12 protein-coding genes are annotated in these 12,274 nt (G+C 41.4%); 5 read left to right on the top strand and 7 right to left on the bottom strand.

Features of this window, described 5'->3' with window-relative positions; all coding sequences use genetic code 11:
• Window positions 1-8: 8 nt before the first annotated feature.
• Window positions 9-1,418: a tRNA 5-hydroxyuridine modification protein YegQ gene (gene yegQ / locus FTU82_RS11870; protein WP_005097493.1), complete on the top strand. Its 1,410-nt coding sequence runs from the start codon at window positions 9-11 to the stop codon at window positions 1,416-1,418.
• A 2-nt stretch (window positions 1,419-1,420) separates the two neighbouring features.
• Window positions 1,421-1,675: a YfhL family 4Fe-4S dicluster ferredoxin gene (locus tag FTU82_RS11865; RefSeq protein ID WP_005097495.1), complete on the top strand. Its 255-nt coding sequence runs from the start codon at window positions 1,421-1,423 to the stop codon at window positions 1,673-1,675.
• Window positions 1,676-1,940: 265 nt separating this feature from the next.
• Here the strand turns inward: FTU82_RS11865 and ahpF are convergent, their stop codons facing one another.
• From ahpF to glyA, 6 genes are all read right to left on the bottom strand, one after another.
• A complete protein-coding gene (ahpF, locus tag FTU82_RS11860) occupies window positions 1,941-3,506 on the bottom strand; it encodes an alkyl hydroperoxide reductase subunit F (RefSeq protein ID WP_180086339.1) in 1,566 nt (521 codons plus the stop codon).
• Window positions 3,507-3,713: 207 nt separating this feature from the next.
• The gene (locus FTU82_RS11855; RefSeq protein WP_180086341.1) at window positions 3,714-4,631 is read right to left on the bottom strand and encodes a hypothetical protein; all 918 of its coding nucleotides are present in this window, start codon (window positions 4,629-4,631) and stop codon (window positions 3,714-3,716) included.
• Between the two features lie 33 nt (window positions 4,632-4,664).
• Complete coding sequence (locus tag FTU82_RS11850) at window positions 4,665-5,798, bottom strand: toxic anion resistance protein (RefSeq protein WP_180049264.1); 1,134 nt, start codon at window positions 5,796-5,798, stop codon at window positions 4,665-4,667.
• A 16-nt stretch (window positions 5,799-5,814) separates the two neighbouring features.
• A complete protein-coding gene (locus FTU82_RS11845) occupies window positions 5,815-6,606 on the bottom strand; it encodes a hypothetical protein (protein WP_005097500.1) in 792 nt (263 codons plus the stop codon).
• Between the two features lie 284 nt (window positions 6,607-6,890).
• Window positions 6,891-7,295 carry a nucleoside diphosphate kinase regulator gene (gene rnk, locus FTU82_RS11840; protein WP_005097501.1) on the bottom strand — a complete coding sequence of 135 codons (405 nt, stop codon included), beginning with the start codon at window positions 7,293-7,295 and terminating at the stop codon, window positions 6,891-6,893.
• A gap of 502 nt (window positions 7,296-7,797) precedes the next feature.
• Window positions 7,798-9,048: a serine hydroxymethyltransferase gene (gene glyA / locus FTU82_RS11835; protein ID WP_005097502.1), complete on the bottom strand. Its 1,251-nt coding sequence runs from the start codon at window positions 9,046-9,048 to the stop codon at window positions 7,798-7,800.
• Between the two features lie 538 nt (window positions 9,049-9,586).
• Between glyA and FTU82_RS11830 the strand changes: the two genes are divergently transcribed.
• From FTU82_RS11830 to FTU82_RS11820, 3 genes are all read left to right on the top strand, one after another.
• The gene (locus tag FTU82_RS11830; protein ID WP_005097503.1) at window positions 9,587-10,285 is read left to right on the top strand and encodes a DNA polymerase III subunit epsilon; all 699 of its coding nucleotides are present in this window, start codon (window positions 9,587-9,589) and stop codon (window positions 10,283-10,285) included.
• 100 nt (window positions 10,286-10,385) lie between these two features.
• A complete protein-coding gene (locus FTU82_RS11825) occupies window positions 10,386-11,039 on the top strand; it encodes a hypothetical protein (RefSeq protein ID WP_180086343.1) in 654 nt (217 codons plus the stop codon).
• 210 nt (window positions 11,040-11,249) lie between these two features.
• Window positions 11,250-11,600, top strand: a complete 351-nt coding sequence (locus FTU82_RS11820) for a hypothetical protein (protein ID WP_180086345.1) — start codon at window positions 11,250-11,252, stop codon at window positions 11,598-11,600.
• 161 nt (window positions 11,601-11,761) lie between these two features.
• Here the strand turns inward: FTU82_RS11820 and FTU82_RS11815 are convergent, their stop codons facing one another.
• Window positions 11,762-11,980 carry a hypothetical protein gene (locus FTU82_RS11815; RefSeq protein WP_180001332.1) on the bottom strand — a complete coding sequence of 73 codons (219 nt, stop codon included), beginning with the start codon at window positions 11,978-11,980 and terminating at the stop codon, window positions 11,762-11,764.
• Window positions 11,981-12,274 lie beyond the last annotated feature (294 nt).

Raw genomic sequence — 12,274 nt, 5'->3', positions numbered from 1 at the left:
CTTTTTATATGTCTTTCGATTCCATCATGAGCCTGACGACCGTTACTGAACTCCTCTCACCTGCCGGTTCACTGAAAAATATGCGCTATGCCTTCGCCTATGGTGCAGATGCAGTCTATGCAGGTCAGCCGCGTTATAGTTTGCGCGTTCGTAATAATGAATTTGATCATGACAATCTGGCGATTGGCATTCAAGAAGCCCATGAGCTAGGTAAAAAGTTCTATGTGGTCGTCAATATCCAGCCGCATAATTCCAAACTGAAAAATTTTATTCGTGATCTGGAACCTGTGGTGGCGATGCAGCCGGATGCGCTGATCATGTCTGATCCGGGCCTGATCATGATGGTGCGTGAACATTTTCCAGAAATGGATATTCATCTGTCTGTGCAAGCCAATGCAGTGAATTGGGCAACGGTAAAATTCTGGAAAAATATGGGACTCACGCGCGTGATTCTGTCACGTGAATTATCGATTGAAGAAATTGCTGAGATTAAACAGCAAGTACCGGATATGGAGATTGAGGTTTTCGTACATGGTGCGCTGTGTATGGCTTATTCCGGCCGTTGCATGCTGTCTGGTTATATGAATAAACGTGATGCCAATCAGGGTGCGTGTACCAATGCCTGCCGCTGGGAATACAAAGTTCTGGATGCGAAGGAAGATGAAACTGGTGATGTGATTCCAGTGAAAAATCTGGATTCAGGCTGCTGCTCTCAAGATGCCGACGAAGCACATATGCAAGCACAGCATCAATTTGATGAACCGGTATTATTACAACGTAATGATGAAGACATGTTTGCTGCCGAAGAAGATGAACATGGCACTTATTTCATGAATTCTAAAGATTTACGTGCGGTACAACATGTCGATCGTCTGATCAAGGTCGGGGTACATTCCTTGAAGATTGAAGGCCGGACCAAATCCTATTTTTACTGTGCCCGTACCGCACAAATCTATCGTAAGGCCATTGATGATGCGCTTGCGGGCCAACCATTTGACCCAGCATTGATGACGCAATTAGAAGGTCTGGCCAATCGTGGGTATACCGAAGGTTTCCTGCGCCGTCATGTGCACAGTGAATATCACAATTATGAAAATGGTTCTTCAAGTTTTGACCATCAACAGTTCTGCGGTGAAGTCTTAGAACGTAACGGTAACTCCATCAAAATTGATGTAAAAAACCGTTTTGTCGTGGGTGATTCCTTAGAGCTGATGACGACTCAAGGCAATATCAGCTTTGTTTTAACCGAAATGAAAGACAAAAAAGGCAATCTGATTTCTGAGGCTAAAGGCTCAGGTCATATCGTCGAGATTCCGGTTCCAGCAGATGTAGATATGCAATATGCACTGCTCATCCGCAATCTGCCGACATCGACTATAGATATTTCGGCATCGTCACTGGCTTATCAGGGGAGTTAAACATGGCGCTGCTGATTACCGACAAATGCATCAATTGCGATATGTGTTTAGCAGAATGTCCAAATGATGCGATTTATGAGGGTGCGAAAGTCTATGAGATTGATGTGAACCGTTGTACGGAATGTGTCGGCTTTTATGAGCGCCAAACCTGTGTAGATGTATGCCCAATTGAGTGCATTGTGCCACATCCTGAGCATGTAGAGACGCAAGAGCAACTGTTAGAAAAATTTAAAGTCTTGAATTTGTTCCAGTCTTAAGTACTGATCAAACATTGGAATAAATATTGCATTGAATAAAGACAACCTTGGGGAAGGCTAAATAATAAGAGTCAAAACAAAAACAGTACAGAGGAAAGAAACAGCCAGAAGCAATTGGGGATGCTTCTGGCTGATCTAAAAAAGGAAGCAAATATAACAATAAAAAAAGGAACTCTGGTGTTAGCGTCCGGAGTTCCTATAAAAAGGTATAACAAAGATAATCGAGATCGAACACCAAGGTTTTGGGGAACCTTGGTGTTATTTTTTACTGACCTGAACGGATGATATAATCAAATGCAGACAGTGATGCTTTCGCGCCTTCACCTGTGGCAATGATGATCTGCTTATAAGGAACAGTAGTACAGTCACCCGCCGCAAATACACCTTTCACATTGGTTTCGTTGCGTTCGTTAATCAGGATCTCACCACGATTTGACAATTCAACCGCTGTTGCTTTTAAGAAATCGGTATTCGGCAACAAACCAATCTGTACGAAGATCCCCGCCAATTCAACAGTGTGCTCTTGGTCAGTCGTACGGTCTTTGTATTTCAGTGCAGTCACTTGTGAACCGTCACCCACCACTTCAGTCGACAAGGCATTTTTAATTACCGTGGTGTTTGGCAAGCTTGTTAATTTGTCTTGCAATACCTGATCCGCACGAAGCTTGCTATCAAACTCAACCAAAGTCACATGCTCTACAATCCCTGCAAGATCAATCGCAGCTTCAACACCAGAGTTACCCCCACCGATTACCGCAACACGTTTGCTTTTGAACAATGGACCATCACAGTGTGGGCAGTAGGCCACACCACGGGTTTTGTATTCCTGCTCACCCGGAACGTTCATTTCTCTCCAGCGTGCACCTGTAGACAGGATGACCGTTTTCGATTCAAGTTTGGCACCATTCTCTAAAGTCACTTCTACCAGACCATTCGTTGTTTCATCTGCACCTTTGATGTTAGAGACACGTTGCAGGTTCATGATGTCAACACCGTATTCACGTACATGTGCTTCCATTTCAGCAGCAAACTTGGGACCTTGGGTTTTTTGAATCGAGGTAAAGTTTTCGATGTCCATGGTGTCCATGACCTGACCGCCCATGCGCTCAGCCACGATACCTGTACGGATACCTTTACGCGCTGCATAGATTGCAGATGTATTACCTGCAGGACCACCACCAATCACCAGTACATCAAAGGCGTCTTTGGCATTGAGCTTTTCAGCCTCTTTTGCTGCAGAGTTGGTATCCAGTTTTGCCACGATTTCTTCCAACGTCATACGACCCTGACCGATATGCTGGTTGTCCTGGAACACCATCGGCACCGCCATGATTTTGCGTTCATCCACTTCATCCTGGAAGAATGCCCCATCAATCATGGTGGCTGTTGTGCCCGGGTTGTAAATTGCAATCAGGTTTAAGGCTTGAACCACATCCGGACAGTTATGGCAGCTGAGTGATACAAATACATCAAAATCAGATTTGATTCCTAAGCCTTTAATCGACTCTAAAACTTCAGCAGATACTTTCGGTGCATAACCAGAGCTTTGTAGTAAAGCCAGAATCAGTGAGGTGAATTCATGCCCCATTGGCAGACCTGCGAAGTAGACACGTGGTTCTTCACCTGCTTTGGCAATACCAAAGCTTGGTGCACGTTGGTTCTGGCCATCAAAACGCGCAGTGACTAAATCAGATAATGCAGCGATTTCCTCTACCAGTTCTTTGATTTTTGCAGATTTGTCGGAATCATTTAAAGTCGCAACCAGTTCAATCGGGCTTTCCAGACGTTCGAGTAGTGTTTTTAATTGAGCTGAAGTATTTTGGTCTAACATGGCTAACGTCTCCAAAGGAATAAATATTTATTTGATAAAGCGATATTAGTGCATAAATCAAAATAGGTAAAACGGTTTGTTTTTATATTGTAAATCGTTTTTTTAGATCATTGGTTTGATAATTATTTTTGGTATTTCAACTTTTAATTTTTATACTGTTTCATCAGCAGATAAAAAATGCTCCTAAACAGGAGCATTTCCAAAACATTAATTTATCCGTTGCTCGATACGCAAGGATCGGCCTTTGATTGAATTGGCCAAGAAGAACAGAACTAAACTCAGAAATGCCGATAAAATGGCCACTCCAATAATCACCAGATAAGTGATCTGACTCAACTGGTTTGCCTGTTGTACTTGCGTATTTACACTCTTGGCAACCGGTGTCATGGCTTGACCATAGATCTGTTGCTGCATGGTCCAAATTTGTTCCGGCTTAAAGCCATATTGCTCAAATTTTGCATCCTGCTTTTCTGCTTCTACCAGATTGAATACATAAGGTTTTGCAGCCGATAAATCTTGCGGTTTATGCAAAAGTGCTGTTTGTGCCAGTAAATAAGATTTTACCGGTGCGGCAATCTCTGAATCGGCGAGGTATCGTGCAATTTCACTGTCATTGATATTGCTATCGTAATACACCACCTGCTGATAAGCATCATGCCGGTCATTCCGTAAATCATGCTGCCAGTAAGTTAATCCCGACCAGATCACCATAAAGGCAATTAGCCAGGCGACAAATTTCAGCACAAAAGACTGAAAGCGCACATAAAAGAAACGCAGTTTCTTTAATAGGCCAATGATAAAAAATGCACCGATAAAAGAAGCAAAAATTTTAATAATCAGCCAGCCAAACCAGCTCAGCAAACTAAAAAAATAATCCGGACTATCACCAATGCTGGCCAGCGTGGCATCTACACTGACCGGTAAATGTAACTGCTGCACTTCGGTACTCAGGCCAAAAAAGCCATAGACCAGTTCCTGCTGAAAAAACAGACCAATGATGGAGGCAATAAATACCGTAGAACTGGTGATACCCAATAACATCAAATTGCGTTGACGTTTCTTGAGCGCAACCACGCCTTGCTTGATCTCACCAGGAGACACCGCATATTCATCTAAGGGAGGCAATCTTTACTCCTTTTAGATCTTCAACCACAATATTTAGTTGGGCTTTGATCCGCTCGTACTTGATTCAATCACCAAGTGATTCAGATTATCCTGTAAAGCCTTTAAACGCACGGTTGCTTCTGTGCGTTTTTGTACACCTTCTTTCTGAATCTGTATCACATCATTGACTGTTTTAATGAGGGTGTTTTGCACATGTTCAAGCGTTTCGATATCAATTACGGAGCGCTGATTGGCTTTTGCGGTATCGACAGAGTTCTGATGCAATAGATCTGCATTACGGCGCAGCAGTTCATTGGTGGCATCATCAATGGTATTGGCCAGCTGGACACTGTTCTTTTGTTCACTCAGAGAAATGGCCAGACTGATCTGGTTTTTCCATGCCGGTAAAGTAATATTTTTAATGGCATAAAACTTGTCGACCAGCATCAGGTTGTTGGACTGAATAATCCGGATCATCGGCAAGGTTTGCATGGCAGATTGCTGCAAAACCTGCAAATCGCTGACCCGTTTTTCCAGATTATTGGCCAGATGGTTCAGATCATAAATTTTCTGTGTTGTGCTCTGATCTTGCGGCAAAGCGGTTAAAGCGGAGATTTCCTGCTGTAGCTCCTGCTCACGTAAACGGCCGGCAGCAATATGTACCCCGAGCTGTTTATATTCATCCTGTACCCCGTCAAACATTTTATCCAGGGTATCTACACGCGCTTTCAAACCGGACTGCGAGGTTTCAATTTCTTTGACCAGTACATCGAGCTGCTCTTTGGTGGTATTGAAATGTGCATCAAAGTTGCCTTTTGCGCCTTTGAACTTGCTGATGATATTGCCAAAAAAACCTGAACTTTTCTTTTGACTTAAAATGCTGCTGGTATTCAGTTGCTGGGCCACCTGCACCACCTGATTCAGTTTCTGCCCTGTTGCATCCAGATCTCTATTTTGGACCAGATTCAGTAATTCATCAGTATAGGTCGAGGTTTTGGTCGCAATATTTTTACCATACTCAGCCACGCTGTTATGACTCATATCCTGCAATTCTTTACGTGCTGCCAGTACTTCCTGAAAGTCAGCAGGTTGCAAGCCCAGTTCTTTCAGATCCATTTGCTGAAATTTTTGTTCGACCAGTTCATTCGAGCTTTCAACAGGTAAATTTACTAAATCAGACTTGGTCATGGTTCACCTTATATTGTTATGTTTTCGAGGGTTTCTCGAGGGATTTTTTTAACGTTTTAATCAGACTTTCACGGCTATTATCAAGTTTTTCCAGATCACTTGTCGAGTGCTTGCTCTGGCTTTGTTGGACATGATATTGCCAGGCCGGAATCAAGACCTGTTGCGCTTCTTTAAAGCGGTCTAATAAGCTAAAGGACAGCTGCTGTGAAAGCTGCATCTGGGTAATGGCAATGTCATTACTGCTTTGCAAGGTACGCAGTGTATTGATTTTCTTGGAAAGCCGCTCAGAAAAATTATCCAGTGGATGCTGGTTTTTGATGAACAGCGGATATTCTGATAAAAACTCGTCTGCCGCGACAATATGCTTGGCCATCTGCTCACGTAGACCCAAAAGCTGCTGAAAACGGGCCTGAGATTTCTGGATTTCAATCTGTAACTTACGACTTAGGTGATCTGCTTGATCGAGTAAACGGTCCAGTCGCTGATAATATTCAACCTGACTCGAACCATAATCCAGATCGATCCCAAGCCATTTTTGTAGTGCATTAAATTTACGTTTTTTCAGATATTTTTTAGATTCTGCCAAAGCCTGAATCAATTGCTCAATGGTCTGGCTCAGCTGTTGGGTCAAATGCGGATCGACCCCATTTAATAACACCGATTGTGCCTGAATCAGAGAATCCGCATAATGATTCAGTCCATATTGATGGCTCAGTACAGGCACAAGTTCATTACGTTTGATCGCCAGTATTTCTTCACGATCAAAAGACATGTCAGTCAAGGCGGGTAAAGCTTCAAATCGCGACATGACGAAGACTGTATCCTTTTAGAGAGATTAAATAAAAATCTTGAATATCCTCGAATGTAGCAAAAAAACAGACCACGTTGTGTATATTTATCCAGAAATTCGTTACATCACTTTAACTAAATCCATGTTTTATCTTTATTTTAATTATATTTTTTGCAATGAAAGCAAATGTGTTTGATAAATTTTGCTGTACTGCTAGCTTAGTCTGATGAAACTCTTGAACATCAATCATAGATGAAAAAAGCCATATTACTATGGCTTTTGAGCATGCGTTCAAGACAATATCAGAGATAATCCCCGGTACTCTCTGGCTGATAAAGCACTTTTTCAATGGTCACTTTCATGGTGTGGCCATCTGGTTGTGGCCATTCAATGGTTTGACCTTCGGCTAAGCCCAGAATGGCTGCGCCTATCGGTGCAATCACATTTACCTGACCTTTATCACCTTTAAACTCATGTGGGTAAACCAGTGTGACTTCCACAGGCTCTGGAGACGGTGCAATAGTCAGTAACACACGCGAATGCATGGTGACAATATTACTTGCGATCTCCGCGGGGCCAACTATTTCAGCACGTGCCAGTTCATCTTCCAGACGAATCATGGTTTCGCTCAGCTTGGTCTGATGCTCAAGCATGGTTTCCAGACGATCTAAATCCTGCTGAGATAAAATAATAGTAGTTTTATTCATCCTGATTACCTTTGTTAGATACCTAAATAAAAAATTAATGAATCAACAGCCAACAGGAACACCAAATACAGGTTGTGCCCATATTTGAATGATTCCTATAAATACAATGTTCAGATTTAAAGAAAATGATCTCACTCACAGCGCTTATTGCACCAACACCTGAGCTCGTCTGAAATTTGCATAAAAATTTTCAGGTACTAAGCAGAATGTACAGGGTGGATCTAAAAAGCTGGCAATGAATAAATCAGTTCTTTTAAATATTTAAAAATGAGATTGGTCTATAAAAGACTTTAAGCCAGATTCAGAAAACGCAATATGATTTTGTTGATGACTCATTTTCTTGTCCTATCAACATCAGCTATTAAATATTAGGCCTGAATCATGGTGCGATATAGATATAGTTTAACTCGAATTGCGCTAAACCAAATCCTGATTTTTTCTCGTCATTTTAACAGCTATAAAAAAAGCTCCCGGTTGGGAGCTCCTTTCCGATTAAAACCGATTATGCATAAACTGGGAATTTAGCACATACAGTTTCAACCTTCGCTTTCACCGCGTTAATGACCGTTTCATCACCTTTCGCATCCAGAATGTCAGCAATCCAGCCTGCAAGGTCACGTACTTCAGCTTCACCGAAACCACGGGTTGTTACTGCAGGTGTGCCGATACGGATACCTGAAGTTACGAACGGAGAACGTGGATCGTTTGGTACAGAGTTTTTGTTCACAGTAATGTGCGCAGCACCTAACCAGGCATCCGCTTCTTTACCTGTGATATCTTGTTTGATTAACGACAACAAGAACAAGTGGTTCTCAGTACCGCCAGACACAATATCATAACCACGAGCGATTAGCACTTCAGCCATGGCTTTTGCATTCACCACAACTTGCTTTTGATATTCTTTGTATTCAGGCGCCATCGCTTCTTTAAAGCAGATCGCTTTCGCTGCAATCGCGTGAACCAAAGGACCACCTTGGTTACCCGGGAATACAGCAGACTGTAATTTTTTCTCGATTTCTTCGTTTGCTTTCGCAAGGATTAAACCAGAACGTGGACCACGAAGTGTTTTGTGAGTCGTTGTCGTTGTTACGTCAGCAATTTGCACTGGGCTTGGGTAAACGCCAGCAGCAACCAGACCTGCAACGTGCGCCATATCAACAAACAGGTAAGCACCCACTTTGTCCGCGATGTCACGGAAACGCTGCCAGTCTACGATTTGGCTGTATGCAGAGAAACCTGCAACGATCATACGTGGCTTGTGTTCCACCGCTAAACGTTCAACTTCTTCATAGTCGATTTCGCCAGTTTCTGGGTTTAAACCATATTGAATCGCGTTATATGTTTTACCAGAGAAGCTTACTTTTGCACCGTGAGTCAAGTGACCACCGTGAGCAAGGCTCATACCCAAAACTGTATCGCCAGGGTTAAGAAGCGCTAAGTAAACCGCTGAGTTTGCTTGTGAACCAGCATGTGGCTGAACGTTAGCATAATCAGCACCAAAGAGTTCTTTAGCACGGTCAATCGCCAATTGTTCGATCACGTCTACGTATTCGCAACCGCCATAGTAGCGTTTACCTGGGTAGCCTTCCGCATATTTGTTAGTGAGTTTTGAACCTTGAGCTTCCATGACTGCTGGTGAGCAGTAGTTTTCAGAAGCGATTAGCTCAATATGAGCTTCTTGACGAGCATCTTCATTCGAGATTGCTTGAGCTAATTCTGGATCAAATTCAGCAATAGAGATATTGGCAAACATTAGCGAGGTCCTATTGATTTAGGGCTTTTAAGCCGTGCTAAGATTGGCGCGTATTGTAGCATGAAGTTTTGCATTTTCGATCATGAACTTTCTGCAGTTTTTTATAAATATTGCTCCAGCCTTTAGAAATCATGACCAATTTAAGTAAAATCAAATTATTGAATTGGCGTTAAAGTTTTTAACTTTTAAAATTTTGAGCATTTTTTATTCCTTCACCATCTAGTCTTGCTTGAAATGTGAAAAGACTGGTTTTCTCGAGCGCTTTGCAAGCATTTTAAAATGAGATTCAAGCTAAGTTCCGCTTACCTTTTTATCCCCTATAAACCTAGAACAGCAACTGCGTGTTAACCCTTAGAACATTTCAGGTGTACCGCTAAATCTTTTCCTGCATGAGAGTTCTGAACCTTAACCTGCAGCAAAATTGGATTTATTAACAGCATTCTTTGCGCTAAAAAGTATATTTTTTAATATTCAGCCTAATCTTTTTCCCAATTTATCGTTAATATGAGTCTGTCTCTTCTTTTATGGTGCTCAACGCATGCAGGCCATTATTCTTGATACCGAAACGCATACTTTAAATGGTCAACCCATTGAAATTGCCTATGCGCCTGTCGCAATTGTAGACCATAAAATCAGTATGGATAAAAGCCGCCTGTTTGATCAGCTCTATTCATGTGACGAACCCATTTCTTTTGCCGCCATGGCGGTGCATCATATTCTGGAATCTGATCTGGAAGGTCAGCCACATTACAGTACCTTTCGCCTGCCAGATGAAACGATTTATATGATTGGTCATAATATTGATTATGACGTTCGTGCTGTCGAAAAATGTGGGGTAGATACCTCGAAAATTAAAGCGATTTGTACACTGGCTTTAGCACGTCGGGTCTGGCCCGATGCAGAAGCACATAATATTTCTGCACTGATTTATATGATTACCAAAGGCAGTGAACGAGCACGTGAAATGATCCGTAAAGCGCATCGTGCCGATATGGATATTATTTTAACTGCCAACATCCTGATGCATATCGTACACCACCTGAAAATTAACAGTATGCAGGAGCTGTTCGATGCTTCTGAAGATGCCCGAATTCCACGTACGATTAACTTTGGTAAACATCGCGGTAGCGCAATTGCAGAGCTTCCTGCCGACTATGTGCAATGGCTATTGCGCCAAGATGAACTGGATCCTTATTTGCGTAAGGCTCTCGAAAATACAGCGATTAGCACGCTTTAAACCCCTTAAAACAAGTATCTGTTTTTTAATATATTCTTCATATTATTGTAATTATCCCAGACTATGCTCTAGCTGAATTTAGTGAACAACTCATTCAGCTATGATGCATTTTTATAAAACTCAACGTGGGGTCGAGGTGCTACAGAATCGCTCTATCCCCTTGACCGCACGCCAACGCCGCTTATTGGTGCTAATCGGCAGCAAAGATTTTGATCTGTTACATGAGAGATTAAAGCAGCAACTTGCTCCCACCGAGCTTTTAGAGCAACTTTGTGAAATGGCTTTAATTGTTCCGGCTCACACCAGCATAATATCAAACAGTCCACATCAGACCGGCACAGAAGTCGATACCAAAATCAATTTGGCGCATTCCGAGATTTACCGTCCCTTAAATTCACCTCTGCCCCTACCTTGTGTAACCGAGAACCGCAAAAACCTCCTAGTTCCTATCGAAGAGCTGAAAGAAAATTCATCTATTGAAACAAATCCAGACAATCAACCTCATCTACCTGAACCGCAAGCTTTATCTTTTGAAGACCTCAAATATCTGATGATGGAAAGCTTACAAAAATATTGTGGCTTGATGGCCAAACAGCAAATTCAGCATATTTTACAGGTACAGGATGTGCGCAGTTTAAAAATGTGCCAAATACAGTGGATCACCTCATTGCAGGAAAGCCGACTTCCTCCGCAAGAATTGAATCACATTCTGAAACAGATCAATTTCTCTTTGGCACAATTACAGCAAAATTAAGCTCATGAATAAGCATGTCTTAGTCTTTTAAACTCTTAAATGAGTAACTTTAGCAATCAAGCAGATTTGGATTTCAAATATAGATAATTGATTTTATATCATATTTATATTATCTCTGAATTTAAATCCTGAAATATCAGACTTAAGCGGGATAGAAAAAACCTGAAAATCTCGCCATATAGTGATCATTAAAATCCGCTTGGTTGCTATATGCCACATTATTTAGAATTCGATGCGTTTGATAACCCCATGCAACTGAGCAAGGTGGGCAATTGGGTCATTACCTTTTTAAGTCCGGCTGAAGAACTAGAACTTGTGCAACTGGCAATTACCTATGTACTGCCCCGCCAGCTCAGTGACAGTTTACAACCGCGACGTGTAGTGATTCAAAAAAGCTCTATCGAACACCATTGGCTGATTCAAGCCATTGAATGTTTTGACAGTAATACTCGTCAGGAAATTTCTTTAAGCCCCGAACATATCACCGCTCAGAAAACCTTAAAACAGATTCTGCAAGAATTTGAAAAATATGATGTGAATGTACAACTTAAGTACATCTAATTTCTGGCTCACCTCGGTGGGCTTTTTTATTAATAGGGGATAAATTTTGCTTTTCTGCATTCATTAAAAACTCACCAGGAAGGTGAGTTTTTAATGGCTAAACCTGTAATATCGGATAGATGGACTCAATTTTTTCACCTTTGTATAACGTATTGATCCAGTTATTCTACGACTTTATAAATATTTGAAGACTTTTGACTTTCAAATAACAGTTCAATACTCGGTAAAATAGTTTCGCCATCTACTACAATATGTTCAATTTTTTTTACCAGATCAATTGCATCATGCTGATGTTGCTCTGCAAATGAACGTAATAAAGCTTTCACCTCAATGACCTTGCTAAATTGGTCTTTCACCTTTATATCAATAATCTTTGACATTTCTCTCTCCTTTCTATTTTCTAAGTTTCCATTTTTTATATCACACTTAAATCGCATATTTAACGTCAAGATGTTAGCGAATTTGGCAATGTAAACTTTTTTATATGAATCAGTTAGAAAAGAAATTATCTGGAATCATTAAACAAAGCTTTATAACAGACATAGGTCTTACGCATTGACGGATTCAAAAAAGTATTAAAATACTTTATAAAGTATCTGTGATCAGACGAATTAAACATGCTTCTACAGCAACTTGTACATTACCCATTTATATGGGCTTTCTCATGACAGAAC

Origin of the sequence: Acinetobacter sp. YH12151, from assembly GCF_013418355.1 — a bacterium.
Taxonomy (GTDB): domain Bacteria; phylum Pseudomonadota; class Gammaproteobacteria; order Pseudomonadales; family Moraxellaceae; genus Acinetobacter; species Acinetobacter pseudolwoffii.
Note: the sequence above shows the minus strand (reverse complement) of the source record. Positions and strands in the feature narration are given on the sequence as shown.

Excerpts from the sequence above, each read along its gene's own strand:
- yegQ (WP_005097493.1), top strand. The coding sequence starts at position 9 with ATGTCTTTCGATTCCATCATGAGCCTGACGACCGTTACTGAACTCCTC.
- FTU82_RS11865 (WP_005097495.1), top strand. The coding sequence starts at position 1,421 with ATGGCGCTGCTGATTACCGACAAATGCATCAATTGCGATATGTGTTTA.
- ahpF (WP_180086339.1), bottom strand. The coding sequence starts at position 3,506 with ATGTTAGACCAAAATACTTCAGCTCAATTAAAAACACTACTCGAACGT.
- FTU82_RS11850 (WP_180049264.1), bottom strand. The coding sequence starts at position 5,798 with ATGACCAAGTCTGATTTAGTAAATTTACCTGTTGAAAGCTCGAATGAA.
- FTU82_RS11845 (WP_005097500.1), bottom strand. The coding sequence starts at position 6,606 with ATGTCGCGATTTGAAGCTTTACCCGCCTTGACTGACATGTCTTTTGAT.
- rnk (WP_005097501.1), bottom strand. The coding sequence starts at position 7,295 with ATGAATAAAACTACTATTATTTTATCTCAGCAGGATTTAGATCGTCTG.
- glyA (WP_005097502.1), bottom strand. The coding sequence starts at position 9,048 with ATGTTTGCCAATATCTCTATTGCTGAATTTGATCCAGAATTAGCTCAA.
- FTU82_RS11830 (WP_005097503.1), top strand. The coding sequence starts at position 9,587 with ATGCAGGCCATTATTCTTGATACCGAAACGCATACTTTAAATGGTCAA.
- FTU82_RS11825 (WP_180086343.1), top strand. The coding sequence starts at position 10,386 with ATGATGCATTTTTATAAAACTCAACGTGGGGTCGAGGTGCTACAGAAT.
- FTU82_RS11820 (WP_180086345.1), top strand. The coding sequence starts at position 11,250 with ATGCCACATTATTTAGAATTCGATGCGTTTGATAACCCCATGCAACTG.
- FTU82_RS11815 (WP_180001332.1), bottom strand. The coding sequence starts at position 11,980 with ATGTCAAAGATTATTGATATAAAGGTGAAAGACCAATTTAGCAAGGTC.